The organism is Rhodococcus sp. Leaf233 (genome assembly GCF_001426165.1).
GTDB classification, from domain to species: domain Bacteria; phylum Actinomycetota; class Actinomycetes; order Mycobacteriales; family Mycobacteriaceae; genus Rhodococcoides; species Rhodococcoides fascians.
Window position 1 is genome coordinate 279,232 of the sequence record NZ_LMRO01000010.1, and the last position, 14,264, is coordinate 293,495.

Genomic DNA, 14,264 nt, shown 5'->3' on the forward strand with positions numbered 1-14,264 from the left:
ACTGCACTGCCGTCGACTGCACTGCCGGGTCGTGCCCCGTTCACCGGCGCACTGTGGCCATGCGTCGACCACGGCTCCGATTTACCTTGCGGTCGGTCGCGGTCCACGGTCCCCCGTATTCGGTGTAGTCGATCCTGGGCAGACGCTACCAAACGATGCGCCGCCCAGCTCGACGCTCATGCTCTGGGATGCGCCTGATCGTGCACCGCCCGCAACCGTTCGACGGATACGTGAGTGTAGATCTGCGTCGTGGCAAGAGATGCATGTCCGAGCAGTTCTTGCACCACCCGGAGATCGGCACCTCCTTCCAGCAGATGCGTGGCTGCCGTATGGCGGAGGCCGTGCGGTCCCAGGCTGGGGCCGCCGGGGACTGTCTCCAGCACAGCATGCACCGCCGACCTGGCCTGTCGCTGGTCGAGTCGTCCACCCCGACGCCCGAGCAACAGGGCCGGTCCGGATCGATCGACGGCCAGGGCAGGCCTGCCGTCGGTGAGCCAGGCGTCGAGTGCCTGCGCGGCCGGCAGACCGTACGGTGCCGACCGTTCCTTGTTGCCCTTGCCCACCACCCGAACGACTCGTCGATCGGTGTCCACGTCGTCGACATCGAGACCGCACAGCTCCCCCACGCGGACCCCGGTCGCATACAACAGTTCGACGACGAGTCGATCGCGCAGCGCTATGGGATCGAGTTCGGCGGCACCCGACTCGGCAGCGTCCAGCGCTCGCGTCGCTTGATCGTGACGCAGCACTCCGGGCAGGGTGCGGTAACCCGACGGGGACGCGAGACGCTGCGCGGGGCCGACCTTCACAGCCCCGACCCGTTCGAGCCACGCCCCGAACGTTCGCACCGACGAGGTGCGCCTGGCCATCGATGTCCGGGCCGCGCCGGCCGCCGAGTACCCCGCCAACCACGAGCGCACGACACGCAGATCCAGATCGGCGATCGTCGCGCCCGGTGAGGACGCGGCCAGGTGCGCCAGTAACGAACGCGCGTCGGCAACGTAGGCCCGGATGGTGTGCTCCGACCGTTCCCGTCCGAGGCGCAGGTGTTCGGCGAACTCCTCGACGTGCACCTCCAGGTGCGGCGGCAGCGAATCGGTCATCGGCTCAGCTTGGGCGCTGACGTCTCGCTCGACAACCGGACACGCCGTCGGGTGGACGTCGGTGCGCGATCAGGCGTCGACTCCCGCCTCCGCCTGTGCCAGCTCACGCTTCCAGGCTCGGAAGGTTTCCTCGGTCCGCCCCCGACGCCAGTAACCCGAGATCGACGCCCACTCGGCCCCGACCCCACGTTCCTTGCGGATGTACGGACGGAGGTTGTGCATGACGGCCTGCGCCTCACCGTGGACGAACACCTGCGCTTGCCCGGGTAACCATTCGGTGTTCTTGACGGCCTCGATCAGCGGTGCGTTGTCTCCGGCCCGGTCGTCGCCGATCTCGTTCGACGACGCGCCCCGGTGCACCCAGGTGACGTCGACGACTGCGAGAGTCTCCATGTAGATCTCGTCGTGACGATCGCCGACCTCGATGAACACCTTGGCGATGGCGTCTTCCGGGAGGGCCTCGACCGCAGCCGAGATGGCCGGGATAGCCGATTCGTCGCCTGCGAACAGGTGCCAATCGGCGTCGGGGCGAGGCGCGTATGCCCCCGACGGCCCGAAGAACGACATCTCGTCGCCCGGCTTCGCGCGTGTGGCCCACGGTCCGGCGACGCCCTCGTCGCCGTGCACCACGAAGTCGATGGCGATTTCCCGCGCGTCGGTGTCGACGGATCGAACGGTGTAGGTCCGCATGATCGGTTCGTCCTCGGTTCCGAAGAACAGCTTGACGTACGCATCGGTCTTATCGATGGCGTCGAACTCCTCGAAGCCTGGACCACCCAGATACACCCGGTGCATGTGCGGGGTCAGCGCTTCCGTGCGCACTACGGTCAACGTGGTTTTCTTACGCGGCACTACAGACCCCTCTTCGAGCGAACGACGCCGATGCTCACTGCACCGACTAAGCATTACCTAACACCCTACCTTCACCGGGCCTCGGTAGGGCCGTCACCTCAGCCGCGCACCACCCGGGCCCACCCGGTCTCGTCGTTGCTCACGAAGCCGTCCATCTCCATCACCGGTAGCGCGGCGCGGACCTTCGACAACGGAACTCCGGAACTCTCCGACAGTTCACGGGTGGACAACGCTCCCGTGGCCGGCAGCGCGTCGTAGATCAACAGTGCGGTCTCGGACAGCGCATCGATTTCCCGGAACAGATCGGGACGGGGTTCCTCCGGCGAGCCGAGCGCCCCGGCCTCGGCCACCACATCGTGCGAGCTCGACACCAGAACGGCCTCACCCTCACGAATCATGCGATGGCATCCCTTCGACGTCGGAGAAGTGACCGGCCCCGGCACCGCAAGAACGGGGCGCCCCAGTTTCGCCGCCCACGCCGCGGTGTTGCGCGCCCCGCTCCGCCATCCCGCCTCGACGACCACCACCGCCGAACCGAGAGCCGCCACCAGTCGGTTGCGCGCCAGGAACCGGTGCTTGGCCGGAGTGGTTCCGGGCGCGTATTCACTGAGAACGACACCGCTCGAGGCGATCTGACGCAACAGGCGGGAGTGGCCCGCCGGGTATGCCCGGTCGACGCCGCAGGCGAGCACCGCCATCGTCGTCCCCTCGACTCCGAGTGCCGCGCGATGCGCTGCCGCATCGATACCGAAGGCAGCACCCGACACGACGGTCCAGCCGTCCAGCGCCAGATCGGCGGAGATCTCGGCAGTGACGCGGTCGCCGTACGGACTCGACGCTCGGGTTCCGACTATCGACACCGATCGTTCGGTGTCTGCTCCGACAGACCGGTTTCCCAACGCCCACAGTGCGATCGGCGGCGAGGTGTCGACACCCGCGGTAAGGCCGGACCCATCGAAGCCGAGAAAACGCCACGCAGGCCACTCGTCGTCGTCAGGGGTGATCAGCCGTCCACCGAGAGCGGCCATGTGGTCCAGATCTGCTGCTGCAGTGTCGACATGAGCCCGTGCTGCCAGTCGCTCACCCAAGTGTCCGGCGCGTACGGCTGCGGCGGTGACCTCGGGGCCGTGGGCAGCGGCGTGGTCCGTCACCGTGCGATGCGGACCCTGTGCCACCCGGGACAGATACGCCCACGCCAGCCGACGTGCGTCATAGGTCATGCCACTCCCCTGTCTCGAAAATCCAGTGCGGCACCGACCTCGTCTGCACCGGGCACGGTGCCGCCGGCGAGATCGTTCAGAGTCCACGCCACCCGAATCGCACGATCCGCGCCGCGCGCGGTCAGCGATCCATTGCGCAATGCCCGCTCGATCGGTACCAGCGTCGACCGAGCGAGCCGAAACCGTTGACGCAGCGCGGGTCCGGGCACTTCCGCATTGGTCCTCCACCCGAACTCCGACCAACGATGAGCGGCAGCATCCCTCGCTCCCGTCACGCGGGCGCGAATATCGGCCGTTCCTTCTCCGATGTCATCGACCAGCGCCCCGGTCGCGACTCCCATCATCTGAATTCGGAGATCGACCCGGTCGAGGAGCGGTCCGGACAGTTTTCCCAAGTACTTGCGGCGAGCAGTGGGCGCGCACACGCAGTCGGCCTGCCGCGCCGGGGCGCACGGACACGGATTGGCCGCCAGGACGAGTTGGAACCTCGCCGGGTACCGGGCCACCCCGTCTCGACGCGCAATCCGAATTTCACCGTCTTCGAGTGGGGTTCGCAGCGCTTCGAGTACCCGGATGCTCATCTCGGCGCATTCGTCGAGAAACAGGACTCCGCGATGCGCGCGACTGACTGCGCCCGGTTTGGCCATTCCGGTACCTCCTCCGACCAACGCGCTCACCGACGTCGAATGGTGTGGGGCGATGAACGGCGGCGATGTGATCAGCGGCCGCGCACTCGTCAGCAGCCCCGCCACCGAATGGATCGCGGTCACCTCCAGCGCCTCGGACTCGGTGAGCGGCGGGAGAATCCCCGGAAGACGTTGCGCGAGCATTGTTTTCCCGATTCCCGGTGGGCCGGTCAACATGATGTGATGCGCACCGGCCGCAGCGACCTCCAACGCCCATCGGGCATCCGCCTGACCGGCAACGTCACTGAGATCCGGATAGCTCTCCTGATGCCAGTCGGTGGGGGTGGGCGATTCCAGCGCCTGCTCACCACGAAGCCACGCAACGACATCCGCCAGGCAATCGGCACCCAACACCTCGATACCGTCCACCAGACCCGCTTCGGGCAGACACCGACTCGGCACCACCACCCGCTGCCACCCCGCCGCCTTCACCGCGAGCACTCCGGGCAGTACCCCGCGGACCGCACGCAACCTGCCGTCCAGAGCCAACTCACCCAGAAACACCGTCTCCGACAGGCTTCCCCGCGGAATGGCCTTGGCGGCGTCGAGGACCGACAATGCCAGCGCGAGGTCGTACACCGAGCCACCCTTGGGCAACGTCGCCGGAGACAACGCGAGAATCACTCGACTGTCCGGCCAGGTACCACCCGAATTCTTCACCGCGGCCTTGACCCGATCACGCGATTCGTTCAGCGCGGTATCGGGCAGTCCTACCAGATGGGTCCCCGGAAGACCCTGACCGATATCGGCTTCGATCTCCACCAATACTCCGTCGACGCCGTTGACCGCCACCGAATGGGCTCGTCCCAGGGGCATCAGAACGCCGCCCTGACGTGAGTGAGAACAGGGTCGTCACCGCGACCGATCACGATGGCGATCACGTCGAATCGGATGTGGACCCACGGCCCTCCGCGAAGCGAAAGCCACTGCAACGCGAATCCTCTGATCCGAGTCTGCTTGGTGTACGTCACCGCTTCCGCCGGCGTTCCGTAACCGATTCCCGAACGCGTTTTGACTTCGACGAACACCATCGTCTCGCCCTCGCGCGCAATGATGTCGAGCTCCCCCGAACGATGCCGCCAATTCCGCTCGATCACCTCCAGGCCGATGTGCTCGAGATGGCGTGCAGCAAGGTCCTCACCGCGGGCCCCGAGTTCTTGATTGGTCGGCATGTCGAATTCCTCCACTCTGCGGCCGCACAGCACGGCCGGATCCGGTCGCCATGACGGTGACACGACCGAAAGGAGGTGATTCCGAGAAAGTGCAGGTGCCGCATTGCCCTGTGGACACGCGCAATCCTGTGGAGAGAACCGTCGAATCGCAGGGCCGAAACACCTGTTTTGTCGTACCTGTGTGCTTACCGGCGTTCATGCCCTGTCGATCGCCCGACAAATGGTTCGAACATGCAAAAGCTCCGTCCGGATTACCGCACGGACGGAGCTGAAGCACGGAATCGGTAATCGAATTCGATGACCGAACTACCGCTGACCGAAGACAGCGGGCATATCAAGGCTGGGAGGCGGTCAGTGCGCAGCCTCGTAGGCGGCCTGAACTTCCTGGCTGATTCGACCTCGGGCGCTGACCTCGTGGCCGTTCTCGCGAGCCCACGCTCTGATGTCCTGCAGATCGACCTTTCCTCGAGCCGGTGCCGGCGCGGCACCGGTCTTACGGGGGCGGCGACCGGAAATCTTCTCGGCGTGCTCGATCCAGAAAGCCAGCTGCTCGTGCAGTTCGTTCGCATGCTTGAGATTCAAGTCGATGCGGTACTGGTTTCCACCGATACCGAATTCGATCGACTCCCCCTGGCCTTCTTTGATTACTGAACCGTCGACATCGTCGATCATCTGGACAAGCGTCTTGCGTGCCATCTCGTACCTCTTACGCGTCTGGGAGAATGTGGTAATTCAAGTTCTACCACCGATTATCGGACCGAGGCAAAGACCCAACGATGTTCACATCGGCGTAGGGTCGAAAACATTCGGTACGAAAACGTGTGAATACCAGAAGCTATTTGCATCATTAAATCGAAACACTATGGGAGACAACAGAATTCGGCGCTCACATTTCGACGATTCTCCCGCGCTCGACGTAACACGGCAACGGGCCCCAGCCCGAAACAGCACACGCGGAATTATTCGGTCGGTTGTCCAGCTTTTCGCTGATCGGTGCGCTTCGGAACACTTCACACGGGGAATCCGCCGAGCGGAACCGTCCAGGTGCACCCGTCAGGCACCGGGCACACCTGCCGATCCGACCCGGAACCGACTATTCGGGGAGACGCAGATCAGGTTTGTCCAGCTCTTCGATGTTGACGTCCTTGAACGTGATCACCCGCACGTGCTTGACGAAACGAGCCGGTCGGTACATGTCCCATACCCACGAGTCCGACATCCGCAATTCGAAGTAGATCTCACCGTCGGCATTGTGCGGAATGAGTTCGACGGAGTTCGCGAGATAGAAACGACGCTCGGTTTCGACGACATAGTTGAACTGTCCGACGATGTCCCGATACTCGCGGTACAGCGAGAGCTCCATCTCGGTTTCGTACTTTTCGAGATCTTCGGCACTCATCGGTCTCTTTCATCCTCCAGTCGGGCGTGAAATTCAATCATGGCGCACCGTCGTCGGTGCAGTCCATTCGCCCCAGTGCGTCGACCTCGCTACGCGAGCGACCGGCTGCCGCGGCAGCCACGTTGGCATAGGACATTCGATGCTCCCGGGTCGGGCCGAGCGTGGTCATCGCGGTCGAATGCGCACGTGTGCTGTACCCCTTGTGCACGGCGAATCCGTAACCGGGAATGTCGGTGTCCATCTGCACCATCAACCGGTCTCTGGACACCTTGGCCAGCACACTGGCCGCAGCGATGCAGGCAGCTGTGGCATCCCCTCCGATGACGGGTAGAGACGGCACCGGAAGTCCGGGAACCCGAAAGCCGTCGGTGAGGACATACCCGGGAGTGAGGCCCAGGCCCGCCACCGCGCGGCGCATTCCCTCGATGTTCGCCACGTGCACCCCGATGCGGTCGACCTCGGCCGCGTCGACGAACACCACACTCCATGCCAGTGCCAATTTCTTGATCCGGGGAAAGAGCTCCTCCCGGCGACGCTCGGTCAGCTTCTTGGAATCGTCGAGGTCCGCGAGGGCAGTGTGCGACCGAGAGCCCAGGATGCACGCCGCGACCGTCAACGGCCCCGCGCAGGCTCCCCGGCCTGCCTCGTCGACACCCGCAACCGGACCGAGCCCGTTGCGTTCGAGTGCCGATTCCATGGTCCGCAGCCCCGCCGCCCTCCTGATGATCGGACGCGGCGGCCACGACGAGCGGCTCAGAGATGCGCGCGCACGAGGCGCGGGACGAGGACGTGCCGTCATCGACCCTGAATGTCCGGCGAGTCCAGGAGGCCGGTTCGCGATGGCGGCAACGCGATGGCCACGGCCTTACCTATCACGTTGTCCAGCGGAACGGTGCCGGTGAACTCGTCGGTGACGTGATACCGCGAGTCTCGCGAATTGCTGCGATTGTCGCCCATGACCCAGATGTTGCCCTCGGGCACCGTGACAGGGTCGAAGCACCGGCCCGATTTCAATTCGGTGTCGCACGTCATCGTGTCCGGAACGAACGGGAAATCCATCTGTATGTACGGCTCGTCCAACGGCTTTCCGTCCACGAGCACCCGTCCCTGAGCGTCACAGCACTCGACCGTCTGGCCACCGGTGGCGATGACCCGCTTGACCAGATCGTTCTCGTCCGGAGCGACGACTCCGATCAAAGAGCCCACTTCCTGGGCCCCGCGGATGACCGAATTGTCGGAGCGCTGCGAGACGAATTCGTCGTTCCAGGAATCGGGGCCGCGGAACACGACGATATCGCCGGGCTTCGGATCGCCGAATCGATAGCCGATCTTCTCCACGACGATGCGGTCCCCGGTGCAGCCGGCGCAGCCGTGCAGTGTCGGTTCCATGGATTCGGATGGGATGAGATAGACCCGGGCGACGAACGTCTGAAGCAGAAAACTCAGCACGAGAGCTACCAGAATGAGGATGGGAAGTTCGCGCCAGAAGGACCGCTGCTTGCGATCCGCACGCTTGTTCCGGGGAGACTCGTCGTCGGGCTCGTTCGTCGAACCCTGTGGGGTCGGATCCTGTGGGGACTGCGTCACCTGGACAGGTTAGCCGGAACCGTCGCCCGCGGGCCGGTCGGTCCGCGCCTGCGGCGTTTTCACCGAGCATCGCTCGTACCGGTGCGTCCGAAACATCAGGGCGGCGGCTCCAACGCACCATGCCGCGTCACCGATGTTCGGTGACGCGGCATGGTTGCTGCTCGAAGCGGTCGATACGACCGGGTCAGCGCTTTTCTTTGATCTTGGCGGCCTTGCCACGCAGATCGCGGAGGTAGTACAGCTTCGCGCGACGAACGTCGCCGCGAGTGAGGACCTCGAACTGCGCGATGTTGGGGCTGTGCACCGGGAAAGTGCGCTCCACGCCGACGCCGAACGACACCTTACGAACGGTGAACGTCTCGCGGACGCCACCGCCCTGACGTCGAATCACGACGCCCTTGAAGATCTGAATACGCTCTTTCGAGCCTTCGATAACCTTGACGTGCACGTTCAGCGTGTCGCCGGGGCGGAAATCGGGGATGTCGCTACGCAGCGACTGATTGTCGAGAAAGTCCAGGGTGTTCATCGGTTGTGCCATCCTTGCGTTCTGCGCTTGAGCAGAGGAACCGAGCGGCTCGCCACCGGGGCGGCACAACTGGTTCGTACTCCGAGTGAGGTGTGTGCCTCGCGAGAGGCAACCCGCCTATTGTGCCAGACCGTCAGGCGTTCGAGGAAATCGCCCCGACCGAGGACTGGGCCACGGTTCCGGCCTGGGGTGCGGGCACCACGGTCCGCGCGAGCTCGTCCTCGGTGGCCTCGACCGCATGAACGATGCTGGGCTTGCCCGCGATCGCATCCTGCAGGTAGATCTTGGCCCGTATCAGCGGCCTGCGCCACTTCTTCTCTCGCCGCAGCGCACGCTCCATCTTCTTCGGTCTGCTCGTGTAGCGCCACCTCGCCCAGGGCGCACTCGGCCTGCTGAGTCGGACGGCGGCCAGAATGAGGATGGGCAGAACGAACAGCCCGATCAGCCCGGTCCAGATCTTGCCCTTGAGCAGCACGACGACACACAGACTCAGGTTGAGCAGTGCCAGCACACCGAGTGTTCCGCGAACCCAGGGATCGGGATCGGCCCAGAAATCGGCGGGGCTGAGCAACTCCAACGGGTGAAGTCCCAGTAGCAGGAACCCGGTGAAGGCGACGGCTGCGAACACCGCATCGACGGATGTTCGGCCCTGCTCGGACCAGTAGACGTCGCGGAGATAGAAGATGAGTGCGAATTCGTCGAGCACGAGGGCAGCACCGCTGCCGAAGATCGCCGCCAGCACGGCACCGATCGTCTGCGACCCGTCCACGTACACCGCGATGAGGCCGATCCCCGCCAACAGCATCAGCACGATTCCGAACACGACATGGTGAATGTGCTGACCGCCAGGGGTGATGTTGCCCGGCCACCACTTCACATCCGCGCGAATCATTCTGACGCTCAGGCGAATCAGCAAAAATCCCACGAGTAGGCCGAGCAGGAAGCAGAGCAACGGAAGGCGGCCGTGCTCGACGACACCGTGCTCCAACCACCTCACGCGCTCCACGTCCTTCCCGCCGCACGCCCGAAACAACGGATATCGCCGAATCAGCCTATTCTCGTTCGTCGCCGCCGGGGTCGGCATCGACCGGGAAAGTCCGAGCGCTACTTCCCGAAGCCCGCTTTGCGCAACGCGTCGGCCATGGAACCTGCCGCAGGTGTCGCTGCGGGGCCACCGCCGCGTCGGTCGCGTTGCGGGCGGTTGCCCTGGCCGCCATTGCTCTGACGGCCGTTGCCCTTGCTCGAGGACGTACCGCGCGAGCGGTCACCCTGCTGCCCACGAGGTGCGTCCTTGCCACCGCTCGCACCGGGCTCGTCGTCCAACCGCAGACTCAGGCCGATGCGCTGACGTGGGATGTCGACCTCCATCACCTTGACCCGCACCACATCGCCGGATTTGACGACCTCACGCGGGTCCTTGACGAAGTTGTGCGACATCGCAGAGACGTGAACGAGTCCGTCCTGATGCACGCCGACGTCGACGAAAGCACCGAACGCCGCCACGTTCGTCACGACACCTTCGAGCGTCATCCCCGGCTTCAGGTCGGCGACCTTCTCGATACCGGCTGCGAAGGTAGCGGTCTTGAACTCCGGACGCGGGTCGCGTCCAGGCTTCTCCAACTCGGAGATGATGTCGGTGACAGTGGGCAACCCGAATCGTTCGTCGACGAATTCCGCGGGGTCGAGGCGGCGCAGGAGTGCGGTGTTGCCGACCACCTCGCGCACGCCCACGCCTGCCTTGCCGACGATGCGGCGCACGACGGGATAGGCCTCCGGGTGCACGCTGGAGCGGTCGAGTGGATCCTCTCCCCCGGAGATGCGCAGGAACCCGGCGCACTGCTCGAAAGCCTTGGGACCCAAGCGCGGTACGTCCTTGAGGGTACTGCGGCTGGCGAACGGACCGTTCTGGTCGCGGTGCGCCACGATGCTCTCGGCGAGCGAACCGGCGATACCGGAGACCCTCGACAGCAAGGGCACCGACGCTGTGTTGACGTCGACACCCACCGCGTTCACCGCATCCTCGACCACGGCCCCGAGAGAACGGGCGAGCAGAGTTTCGGAGATGTCGTGCTGGTACTGGCCGACACCGATGGACTTGGGGTCGATCTTGACCAGCTCGGCCAACGGATCCTGCAGCCTGCGAGCGATCGAGACCGCGCCGCGGATGGAGACGTCGAGTTCGGGCAGCTCACTCGAGGCGTACGCCGACGCCGAGTAGACCGAGGCACCCGCCTCGGACACCACCACCTTGGTCAAATTCGCCGCCGGGAATTTTGCAATCAATTCTGCTGCCAGAGAATCGGTTTCGCGTGACGCCGTACCGTTTCCGATGGCGATGAGCTCCACCTTGTGCTTGGCCGCGAGCCCGGCGAGTGTGGCCACCGCCTGGTCCCACTTGCCCTGCGGCTTGTGGGGATAGATCGTGTCGTAGTCGACGACCTTGCCGGTGGCGTCGACGATCGCCACCTTCGTTCCGGTACGAAAGCCCGGGTCGAGTCCCATCGTGGTGCGGTTTCCGGCGGGTGCGGCCAACAACAGGTCTTTGAGGTTGCTCGCGAACACGTCCACGGCGTCCTTCTCGGCCGACTGGCGCAGTCTCATGCGCGTATCGAGTGAGACGGTGACCAGCATCTTGGTGCGCCATGCCCAGCGAACGGTATCGAGCAGCCACTTGTCGGCCGGGCGGCCGCGATCTGCGATTCCGAACTTGGTTGCGATACGCCCCTCGTAGACACTGGGCACACCGGGAGTCGGCTCGTCCCGCTCGGGTTCGAACCCGAGGGACAGAATCTCTTCCTTCTCACCACGTAGCGTCGCGAGGATGCGATGCGAGGGCAGGCTCGTGAACGGTTCGGAGAACTCGAAGTAGTCCGAGAATTTCGCGCCTTCCTCCTCTTTTCCCTTGCGCACGGTGGCGACCAGCTTGCCGGAGGTCCACATCAGTTCACGCAGCTCACCCACCAGGTCGGCATCCTCGGCGAAACGCTCGACGAGAATTGCTCGTGCCCCGTCGAGCTGCTCCTGATCGAACTGCGCCGGGTCGGTGGACGGATCGGTGAACAAGGCATCTGCGACGGGTTCGTGGCCGGCCTCCCGCGCAATCTGTGCCTTCGTCCGACGCTTGGGCTTGAACGGCAGGTAGATGTCCTCGACGCGGGCCTTGGTCTCGGCCAGCATCAGCGACTGTTCGAGCGCGTCGTCGAGTTTGCCCTGCGAACGAATCGATTCGATGACGGCATCTCGCCGCTCGTCGAGTTCTCGGAGGTATCGAAGTCGCTCGTCGAGTTGGCGCAATTGCGCGTCGTCGAGTGTGCCGGTGACCTCCTTGCGGTAGCGCGCGATGAACGGGACCGTGGACCCGCCGTCGAGGAGTTCTACAGCGGCACGAACCTGTTCTTCGCGAACATCGAGTTCTTCGGCTATGCGCTTGTTCACAGATTTCAGAGCAGTGGTCACGGCGATGGACCCTACCGCTAGTGTGGGACAGGTCGGTCAGCGGTTCTATGTGCGGGAGAGTTCTGTAGATGGTCAGGGGGGCTCGGTTACTGACCGCCACCTGCGCAGCACTGTTGGTCCTGAGCGCGTGCTCCGTACCGCCCGATGATCAGGCCGGCGATCCCGGTGGCAGGGATTCGGCCGAGACATCGGCATCACCGTTCCCGGATATCCAGAAGGTCGACGGCGTGGCCTTGGAAGCGCGTATTCCGATGGCGGTGGAATCGGCGCAAGCCCGAGGTGCCGATGTGAACTTCGCGTTGCTGGATCGAGAGACCGGTTCCTACTACAGCAGCGATGCCGACGAGCCGATCGAAACGGCGTCGGTCTCCAAGCTCTTCATTGCCGACGAGGTGATGTTCGAGGCGCAGTCGCAGAACCGCCCCGTCTCCGCCGACGAGCTGGCCACGATGACCAGCATGCTCGAGTTCTCCGACGACAATGCCGCATACACGCTCTGGTATCGATACGGTTCGTCCGAGATCGTCCGCGCAGTCGCGGCGCGATATGCCCTGAGGAACACCGACGCTCCCGGCGACGACCAGTGGTACAACACGGAAACGACTCCCAGTGACCTGGTCGGCTACTACGCCGGGCTGCTGAACGGCAGCGGCGGCCTGACCACCGCGTCGACCGACATCATCATCGGAATGCTGCGACGCTCGGCCCCCGTAGCTGCCGACGGCTACAAGCAACACTTCGGGATCGTCGACGGCTTACCTGGCGAGACCGTGCATGCAGTCAAGCAGGGCTGGATGTGCTGCGTGTCCGATCGCTGGGTCCATCTGTCGACGGGAACCATCGGCGCGGACAATCGCTACGTACTGGCCCTGTCGTCCCGTGAAGACATCTTCTACGCCGACGACATGGAAAGTTACCCGGACACGGCCGTCGTCGACGTGAGCGACGACGCCAGCGCACTGCACGCACGGGACACCCTGACCGGCTTCGTGTCGATGTTGTTCCCCGACGGCAGAATCAGCTGAAAACGTCAGTCCGTCAGTAGATCCGGGCGTCGGTCCGCTGTTCTGCGCAGAGATTGTTCTCGACGCCAGGCGGCGATCTTCGCGTGGTCGCCGGACAACAGAATCTCGGGGACGTCGAGTTCTCGCCATCGGGCCGGCCGGGTGTAACTCGGACCTTCCAGCAGCCCATCGGAGAACGAATCCTCTTGGTGCGACTGCTGATTTCCGAGTACGCCCGGCATCAATCTGACGACGGCCTCGGCCATGACCAGTACTGCCGCCTCGCCGCCGATGAGAACGTAGTCTCCGATGCTGACTTCCTCGACCCGAACGCGGCGTGCAGCGTCGTCGAACACGCGTTGATCGATGCCTTCGTAGCGACCGCACGCGAACACGAGATGCTGTTCGGTGGACCATCTTTCGGCCGTACGTTGCGTGAACGGCACCCCTGCGGGAGTGGGGACGACGAGGAGCGACTCGTCGGTCAGCACGTGGTCGAGTGCGTCACCCCAGACGGTCGGCTTCATGACCATTCCCGGCCCGCCGCCGTACGGGGAATCGTCGACGGCCTTGTGCACGTCGTGGGTCCAGGAGCGCAGGTCGTGAACGTCCACCGATACCAGCCCGCGACCGATCGCCTTACCGAGCAGAGCAGTACGCAGTGGGGTGAGGTATTCCGGGAAGATGGTGACGACGTCGAGGCGCACGAACTACTCCGGATCCAGCAAGCCCTCGGGCGGATCGATCTCGATTGTCTTGTCTGCCAACGACACAGAGGTCACGATGGCCGAGACGAAGGGTACGAGTATCTCGGAACGACCGGATTCCTCGTCAGCACTCGGCGTGATGGACAGCAGTTCGCCTGCTGCCGAGTGCAGGACCTCGCGGACGGTACCGACGACCGAACCGTCGGTGAGTACCACGGTGAGGCCTTCGAGTTCGTGATCGTAGAACTCGTCCGGATCGTCGGACGGCGGGAGATCGGTGGATTCGACGACGAAGAGAATCCCGCGCAGTTCGTCCGCTGCGGTCTTGTCGTCGATGCCGTTCAGACGCAGCAGAAGCCGCCCGGAGTGTTCCCGGACGGCGTCCACCGTGTGTGTCACGGGCTGTGCATTCGATCGTGGCTTGCGGCCACGCAGAACAGTGCCGACGGCGAATCTGTCGTCGGGGTCGTCGGTGCGAACCTCGACAACCACTTCACCTTTGATGCCGTGCGACTTGGCGACACGACCGATGACCAGCTCCATGATGGGTTA

General features: G+C 64.4%; 15 protein-coding genes. 1 reads left to right on the forward strand and 14 read right to left on the reverse strand.

Going from position 1 to position 14,264, the window contains the following annotated elements; genetic code table 11:
- Nucleotides 1-176: 176 nt before the first annotated feature.
- From ASH04_RS16945 to ASH04_RS17000, 12 genes are all read right to left on the reverse strand, one after another.
- On the reverse strand, nt 177-1,103 hold the full coding sequence (locus tag ASH04_RS16945; protein ID WP_032366406.1) for a tyrosine recombinase XerC: 927 nt from the start codon (nt 1,101-1,103) through the stop codon (nt 177-179).
- A gap of 69 nt (nt 1,104-1,172) precedes the next feature.
- Entirely contained in the window at nt 1,173-1,955 is a 783-nt protein-coding gene (locus ASH04_RS16950) for a siderophore-interacting protein (RefSeq protein WP_027496699.1), read from the reverse strand.
- Nucleotides 1,956-2,053: 98 nt separating this feature from the next.
- Nucleotides 2,054-3,175: a DNA-processing protein DprA gene (gene dprA, locus ASH04_RS16955; protein WP_057474102.1), complete on the reverse strand. Its 1,122-nt coding sequence runs from the start codon at nt 3,173-3,175 to the stop codon at nt 2,054-2,056.
- Nucleotides 3,172-4,677 carry a YifB family Mg chelatase-like AAA ATPase gene (locus ASH04_RS16960; RefSeq protein WP_027496697.1) on the reverse strand — a complete coding sequence of 502 codons (1,506 nt, stop codon included), beginning with the start codon at nt 4,675-4,677 and terminating at the stop codon, nt 3,172-3,174. The genes dprA and ASH04_RS16960 overlap by 4 nt, the downstream gene beginning before the upstream one ends.
- The gene (locus ASH04_RS16965) at nt 4,677-5,033 is read right to left on the reverse strand and encodes a YraN family protein (RefSeq protein WP_057474175.1); all 357 of its coding nucleotides are present in this window, start codon (nt 5,031-5,033) and stop codon (nt 4,677-4,679) included. Before ASH04_RS16965 ends, ASH04_RS16960 begins: the two co-directional genes overlap by 1 nt.
- 351 nt (nt 5,034-5,384) lie before the next feature.
- Entirely contained in the window at nt 5,385-5,729 is a 345-nt protein-coding gene (locus tag ASH04_RS16970; RefSeq protein WP_027496695.1) for a histone-like nucleoid-structuring protein Lsr2, read from the reverse strand.
- Nucleotides 5,730-6,126: 397 nt separating this feature from the next.
- Nucleotides 6,127-6,432 carry a DUF2469 domain-containing protein gene (locus tag ASH04_RS16975; protein WP_008717288.1) on the reverse strand — a complete coding sequence of 102 codons (306 nt, stop codon included), beginning with the start codon at nt 6,430-6,432 and terminating at the stop codon, nt 6,127-6,129.
- Nucleotides 6,433-6,469: 37 nt separating this feature from the next.
- Nucleotides 6,470-7,231 carry a ribonuclease HII gene (locus ASH04_RS16980; RefSeq protein ID WP_082519304.1) on the reverse strand — a complete coding sequence of 254 codons (762 nt, stop codon included), beginning with the start codon at nt 7,229-7,231 and terminating at the stop codon, nt 6,470-6,472.
- The gene (gene lepB, locus ASH04_RS16985; protein WP_032383412.1) at nt 7,228-8,019 is read right to left on the reverse strand and encodes a signal peptidase I; all 792 of its coding nucleotides are present in this window, start codon (nt 8,017-8,019) and stop codon (nt 7,228-7,230) included. The genes ASH04_RS16980 and lepB overlap by 4 nt, the downstream gene beginning before the upstream one ends.
- Nucleotides 8,020-8,203: 184 nt before the next feature.
- Nucleotides 8,204-8,545 (reverse strand): 50S ribosomal protein L19, encoded by a 342-nt coding sequence (gene rplS / locus ASH04_RS16990; protein WP_027496692.1) that lies wholly within the window; start codon nt 8,543-8,545, stop codon nt 8,204-8,206.
- Between the two features lie 133 nt (nt 8,546-8,678).
- Nucleotides 8,679-9,542, reverse strand: coding sequence for a hypothetical protein (locus ASH04_RS16995; RefSeq protein WP_371828191.1), 864 nt, complete (start codon nt 9,540-9,542; stop codon nt 8,679-8,681).
- A gap of 107 nt (nt 9,543-9,649) precedes the next feature.
- A complete protein-coding gene (locus tag ASH04_RS17000) occupies nt 9,650-12,001 on the reverse strand; it encodes a Tex family protein (protein ID WP_032370789.1) in 2,352 nt (783 codons plus the stop codon).
- A 68-nt stretch (nt 12,002-12,069) separates the two neighbouring features.
- Between ASH04_RS17000 and ASH04_RS17005 the strand changes: the two genes are divergently transcribed.
- Nucleotides 12,070-13,026, forward strand: coding sequence for a serine hydrolase (locus tag ASH04_RS17005; protein ID WP_052057248.1), 957 nt, complete (start codon nt 12,070-12,072; stop codon nt 13,024-13,026).
- A 5-nt stretch (nt 13,027-13,031) separates the two neighbouring features.
- Here the strand turns inward: ASH04_RS17005 and trmD are convergent, their stop codons facing one another.
- Nucleotides 13,032-13,712, reverse strand: coding sequence for a tRNA (guanosine(37)-N1)-methyltransferase TrmD (trmD, locus tag ASH04_RS17010; RefSeq protein ID WP_057474104.1), 681 nt, complete (start codon nt 13,710-13,712; stop codon nt 13,032-13,034).
- Between the two features lie 3 nt (nt 13,713-13,715).
- Entirely contained in the window at nt 13,716-14,255 is a 540-nt protein-coding gene (gene rimM / locus ASH04_RS17015; protein ID WP_027496688.1) for a ribosome maturation factor RimM, read from the reverse strand.
- Nucleotides 14,256-14,264 lie beyond the last annotated feature (9 nt).

Bases quoted from the DNA above. Each gene is read 5' to 3' on its own strand.
- ASH04_RS16945 (WP_032366406.1), bottom strand. From the start codon at position 1,103: ATGACCGATTCGCTGCCGCCGCACCTGGAGGTGCACGTCGAGGAGTTC.
- dprA (WP_057474102.1), bottom strand. From the start codon at position 3,175: ATGACCTATGACGCACGTCGGCTGGCGTGGGCGTATCTGTCCCGGGTG.
- ASH04_RS16960 (WP_027496697.1), bottom strand. From the start codon at position 4,677: ATGCCCCTGGGACGAGCCCATTCGGTGGCGGTCAACGGCGTCGACGGA.
- ASH04_RS16965 (WP_057474175.1), bottom strand. From the start codon at position 5,033: ATGCCGACCAATCAAGAACTCGGGGCCCGCGGTGAGGACCTTGCTGCA.
- ASH04_RS16970 (WP_027496695.1), bottom strand. From the start codon at position 5,729: ATGGCACGCAAGACGCTTGTCCAGATGATCGACGATGTCGACGGTTCA.
- ASH04_RS16975 (WP_008717288.1), bottom strand. From the start codon at position 6,432: ATGAGTGCCGAAGATCTCGAAAAGTACGAAACCGAGATGGAGCTCTCG.
- ASH04_RS16980 (WP_082519304.1), bottom strand. From the start codon at position 7,231: ATGACGGCACGTCCTCGTCCCGCGCCTCGTGCGCGCGCATCTCTGAGC.
- rplS (WP_027496692.1), bottom strand. From the start codon at position 8,545: ATGAACACCCTGGACTTTCTCGACAATCAGTCGCTGCGTAGCGACATC.
- ASH04_RS17005 (WP_052057248.1), top strand. From the start codon at position 12,070: ATGGTCAGGGGGGCTCGGTTACTGACCGCCACCTGCGCAGCACTGTTG.
- rimM (WP_027496688.1), bottom strand. From the start codon at position 14,255: ATGGAGCTGGTCATCGGTCGTGTCGCCAAGTCGCACGGCATCAAAGGT.